General features: G+C 60.6%; 4 protein-coding genes. 3 read left to right on the top strand and 1 reads right to left on the bottom strand.

Annotation, left to right across the window (positions count from 1 at the left end; all coding sequences use genetic code 11):
• The 3 genes from B2W52_RS16710 to B2W52_RS16700 form a co-directional block, all read left to right on the top strand.
• A partial coding sequence (locus B2W52_RS16710) for an indolepyruvate ferredoxin oxidoreductase family protein (RefSeq protein ID WP_286803772.1) occupies positions 1–1,941 on the top strand: 1,941 nt, incomplete at its 5' end.
• Positions 1,934–3,121, top strand: a complete 1,188-nt coding sequence (locus B2W52_RS16705) for an amino acid aminotransferase (RefSeq protein ID WP_092030212.1) — start codon at positions 1,934–1,936, stop codon at positions 3,119–3,121. The genes B2W52_RS16710 and B2W52_RS16705, both read left to right, overlap by 8 nt.
• Positions 3,122–3,177: 56 nt before the next feature.
• Positions 3,178–4,560 (top strand): sodium-dependent transporter, encoded by a 1,383-nt coding sequence (locus B2W52_RS16700; RefSeq protein ID WP_273071194.1) that lies wholly within the window; start codon positions 3,178–3,180, stop codon positions 4,558–4,560.
• A 49-nt stretch (positions 4,561–4,609) separates the two neighbouring features.
• Here the strand turns inward: B2W52_RS16700 and B2W52_RS16695 are convergent.
• The coding region (locus B2W52_RS16695; protein ID WP_286803771.1) for a DUF6544 family protein at positions 4,610–5,164 on the bottom strand (555 nt) is incomplete at its 5' end.

Genomic DNA, 5,164 nt, shown 5'->3' with positions numbered 1-5,164 from the left:
GACGCCGTCGCCATGACCGGCGGTCAGCCCGTCGACGGGCAGATCACCGTCGACAGGATTGCCCAGCAAATGGCCGCAGAAGGGGTCAATCGGGTTGTTGTTCTCAGCGACGAGCCCGAGAAATACGATGGCCATCATGACCTGTTCCCCAAGGACGTCACCTTCCACGATCGGTCCGAGCTCGACCAGGTGCAGCGGGAATTGCGTGATATCCCCGGCTGCACCGTACTGATCTACGACCAGACCTGTGCCGCCGAGAAACGCCGCCGTCGCAAGCGCAAGCAGTTCCCGGATCCGGCCAAGCGGGCCTTTATCAACCATCACGTGTGTGAAGGCTGTGGCGACTGCTCGGTGCAGTCCAACTGCCTCTCGGTGGTCCCCCGCAAGACGGAGCTGGGACGCAAGCGGAAGATCGACCAGTCATCCTGCAACAAGGACTTTTCCTGCGTTAACGGTTTCTGCCCAAGCTTCGTGACCATCGAAGGCGGCCAGCTGCGAAAATCCCGCGGCGTTGACACCGGCTCCGTACTCACCCGCAAGCTGGCTGATATTCCAGCTCCCAAATTGCCGGAAATGACCGGCTCCTATGATCTGCTGGTGGGCGGCGTTGGCGGTACGGGCGTGGTGACGGTTGGCCAGCTGATCACCATGGCGGCCCACCTGGAGTCGCGCGGCGCCTCGGTACTGGATTTCATGGGCTTCGCCCAGAAAGGCGGCACGGTGCTGAGCTACGTTCGTATGGCACCGTCCCCGGACAAGCTCCATCAGGTTCGGATCAGCAATGGCCAGGCCGATGCGGTCATCGCCTGCGATCTGGTCGTAGCGTCTTCCCAGAAGGCCCTGAGCGTTCTCCGGCCAAACCACACCCGGATCGTTGCCAACGAAGCGGAACTGCCTACTGCCGACTACGTGCTCTTCCGCGACGCCGATATGAAGGCCGACAAGCGCCTTGGGCTACTGAAGAATGCCGTGGGCGAGGATCATTTTGATCAGCTGGACGCCAATGGCATCGCCGAAAAGCTAATGGGCGATACCGTGTTCTCCAACGTGATGATGCTCGGTTTTGCCTGGCAGAAAGGCCTGCTGCCCCTGTCCGAAGCGGCTTTGATGAAGGCGATTGAGCTGAACGGCGTCGCCATCGACAGGAACAAGGAAGCCTTCGGCTGGGGACGGCTTGCAGCCGTGGATCCGAGCGCAGTCACGGATCTGTTGGACGACAGTAATGCCCAGGTGGTTGAGGTCAAACCCGAACCAACCCTCGACGAACTCATCAACACCCGGCATAAGCACCTGGTCAACTACCAGAACCAGCGTTGGGCCGACCAATACCAGGACGCAGTTGCAGGGGTCCGGAAGGCTGAGGAGTCCCTCGGTGAAACCAACCTGCTGCTGACTCGTGCAGTAGCCCAGCAGCTGTACCGGTTCATGGCCTACAAGGACGAATACGAAGTCGCGCGACTGTTTGCCGAAACCGACTTCATGAAAGAGGTGAATGAAACCTTCGAGGGTGACTTCAAAGTCCACTTCCATCTGGCCCCGCCCCTGCTCAGCGGCGAGACCGATGCCCAGGGCCGCCCGAAAAAACGCCGGTTCGGCCCCTGGATGTTCCGGGCCTTCCGGCTGCTGGCGAAACTTCGCGGCCTGCGCGGAACCGCAATCGATCCGTTCCGCTATTCTGCCGACCGCAAGCTGGATCGGGCCATGCTGAAGGATTATCAGAGCCTGGTAGACCGGATCGGTCGTGAGCTCAACGCCAGCAACTACGAAACCTTCCTGCAGCTTGCCGAGCTGCCTGCCGATGTCCGCGGGTACGGCCCTGTGCGGGAGCAAGCGGCGGAGAGCATTCGCGAAAAGCAGACTCAGCTGATCAAGGCGCTGGATACCGGTCGCCCGACGTTGATTCGCACCCAACAGGCTAACGAGGAGGCCAATCATGTTTGAAGCACTCCAGCCCCTTCCCCAGGATCCGATCCTGCAGTTGATGCAGACCTTCCGTGAAGACGATCGACCGGACAAAGTGGATCTGGGCATCGGTGTCTATAAGGATGACGCCGGCAATACGCCTATCATGGCCGCCGTGCACGAAGCCGAGCGTCGCCTTCTTGAGGGCGAAACCACCAAGAGCTACGTGGGCCCTGCCGGTTCCGCCGGCTTCAACAGCGCCATGGCGGAGCTGATCCTGGGCAGCAACAGCCCACTGGTCCGCGACGGTCGCGTATCGGTCATCCAGACACCGGGCGGCTGCGGCGCCCTGCGTATGGCGGCCGAGTTTCTGCGTCTGTGCAAGGCCGATACAAAAGTCTGGGTCAGCACGCCCACCTGGGCCAACCACTTGCCGTTGCTCGGTGGCGCCGGCCTGACTATTCGCGAATATCCGTACCTCAATCCAGAGACCCTGCAGGTAGACTTCGGCGCCATGCTGGAAACCCTGGAACGGGCGGATGCGGGCGACGTGGTGTTGCTACACGGGTGCTGCCACAACCCCTCGGGCGCGGACCTGAGCCTGGCCCAGTGGCAGGAAGTGACCAGCCTGATCCAGCGCAAAGGCCTGCTGCCCTTCGTGGACATGGCCTATCAGGGCCTTGGCGAAGGCCTGGACGCGGATGCAGCTGGCCTGAGGCACCTGGCCAGTGCGGTACCTGAAATGCTGATCGCAGCCTCGTGCTCCAAGAACTTTGGTCTCTACCGGGAGCGCACCGGCGCACTCGCCCTGGTTTCGGAAACCGCAACCGTGAATGCCGCCGCCACCAGCCAGCTGCTGAGCGTCATCCGGTCGCATTACTCAATGCCACCGGCCCATGGTGCTTCAATCGTGGAGACCATCCTTGGCGATGACGACCTGCGAGCCCAGTGGCAACAGGAGCTAAACGGTATGTGTAAGCGCATCCTGCATCTGCGTCACGCTTTTGCGGATGCACTCTCGCCAGTAGGCGACTTCGACTTCATCGCCCGTCAGCGGGGCATGTTCTCGTTCCTCGGAATCAGTCCGGAGCAGGTGGGCCGGTTACGGAAGGAACACGGCATCTACATGCTGGAAAGCAGCCGCGTAAACGTTGCCGGTTTGAACGACCACGTCTTGCCACAAGTCGCTTCCGCCCTGCGCGAGGTGCTCGGCAAGTAAATACTTTTTCGACAACAACCAATCAATCCGACAAAAACAATTAGCCGGAGAGAAGAATGAGTGAGAGTACCCAACCACACCAGCAGGCCAATAACCTCTGGTCCTCACGGATGGCCTTTATCCTGGCTGCGGCTGGTTCAGCCGTTGGCCTCGGGAACATCTGGAAGTTTCCGTACATTACTGGCGAGAACGGCGGCGGCGCCTTCGTTCTGATCTACCTGGCCTGTATCTTCCTGATCGGCGTGCCGGTACTGATTGCCGAAACCATGATTGGTCGGCGCGGCGGCCAGAGCCCCGTGGCCACCATGCGCACCCTGACCAAAAGTGAAGGCACAGCCAAGGGCTGGAGAGCCATCGGCTGGAACGGCGTGATCGCCTCATTCCTGGTGTTGTCTTTCTACGCCGTGATTGGCGGCTGGGCGCTGGTCTATATCGGCAAAGCCGCAACCGGCCTGTTTACCGGCGCGGACGCCGAAGCCATTGGTGGCCAGTTCGGCGGGCTGTTGGCCAATCCCTGGGAACTGTTGCTGTGGCACACCGTGTTCATGGCCATCGTTGTGTTTATCGTTGGTCGGGGCATTCGTTCCGGGCTTGAGAAAGCCGTGAACATGCTGATGCCACTGCTGTTCGTCCTGCTGATTGCGATGGTGATCTATGCCATGAACAGCGGCAGCTTCGGCCGGGCCGTAAGCTTCATGTTCTCGCCGGACTTCAGCAAGCTGACAACGGCCGGCGTTCTGACCGCCCTGGGGCACGCCGCCTTTACCCTGAGCATCGGCATTGGCGTACTCATGGCGTACGGCTCCTATCTGCCTAAGAACGTCAACATTGCCAGAACCGCCATGACCATCGGGATTCTGGACACCAGCGTCGCACTGCTGGCAGGCCTCGCCATCTTTCCGCTGGTATTTGCCAACGGCCTGGAACCAGGCGCGGGCCCTGGCCTGATCTTCGTAACCCTGCCACTGGCGTTTGGCCAGATGAGCGGTGGCGCCCTGTTCGGCACCATTTTCTTTGCGTTGCTGCTGGTAGCGGCCATCACCTCGGCCATATCCATGCTGGAACCGGTGGTGGAATGGCTGGAGGAACACAAAGGCGTCAGCCGGGCGAAAAGCGCACTTGGTGGTGGTCTGGCTATCTGGTTTATCGGCATCGGTACCGTGTTGTCTTTCAACGTCTGGGACAGCGTGCACCCGCTCGGTTTTATCCCGTTCTTCGAAGACAAGACAGTGTTCGATCTGCTCGACTTCCTGGTCTCCAACCTGATGATGCCCCTGGGCGGACTGGCCATTGCGCTGTTTGCCGGCTGGGCGATGAAGCGTGAGGGACTGGCTGCCGATATCGGTCTGCAGGGCGGCAGCTACAAGGCGTTCATGTTCGTACTGCGGTACTTGACGCCGGCTGGTATCGCCGTGGTGTTCCTTTACAATCTGGTGTAACCGCCACTATCCCCCAGAAAGCCCGGCCTTGTGCGCCGGGCTTTTTGCGTCAGTCGGCCTGTGGAAATTCTACGTTGGTCACTTCGGCAATGAAAAACGGAAAATAATCGTCCGCGGCAAAGAAATTCCCGGCTTCCACGCGGGTCGGCAAGATAAAGCCCTCGAACTCCCGAAACTCTGACAGGTCGCCGCCAAAAGGCTGCAGACGATGGACCTTTTCCGGATTCGCATTGCTCCAGCGGTCGAAACTCACCTGAAGCGGCTGGCCGTCTTCGGCCACGACAACATCCACCGTCTGCTCCATACCCTCGTGGCGGACAATTACCCGCGCTGTATTTACATCCACAAGCTGCCACGCAACCCCTTGGCCTGGGAGCAGTGCCGCCGGCGTCCAGAACACCGCCTCCGCCACATACCGGCCGAATGCCGAACGGGTGTGATCCGGGTCGCCGCCCATCCGGGCCACCGGCAACAATCCCATCAGCCAGAACCGCGTCCACTGTTCGGTGTCTGAGCCGGAAACCCGCAGGGCGCCGCGGCTGGCGCTCATTTTCCAGATAAAGCCTTCGGGCATGGCCAGCATCTGAGTGGCCTGCATATCCAT

It is taken from the genome of Marinobacter sp. UBA2498 (genome assembly GCF_002341575.1).
Lineage (GTDB): Bacteria > Pseudomonadota > Gammaproteobacteria > Pseudomonadales > Oleiphilaceae > Marinobacter > Marinobacter manganoxydans.
The sequence above is the reverse complement of the archived record's forward strand: the minus strand, read 5'-3'. Positions and strand labels throughout refer to the sequence as shown.

What these genes read in the sequence shown, in the direction of transcription:
- B2W52_RS16700 (WP_273071194.1), top strand. Translation starts at nt 3,178, where the DNA reads ATGAGTGAGAGTACCCAACCACACCAGCAGGCCAATAACCTCTGGTCC.
- B2W52_RS16705 (WP_092030212.1), top strand. Translation starts at nt 1,934, where the DNA reads ATGTTTGAAGCACTCCAGCCCCTTCCCCAGGATCCGATCCTGCAGTTG.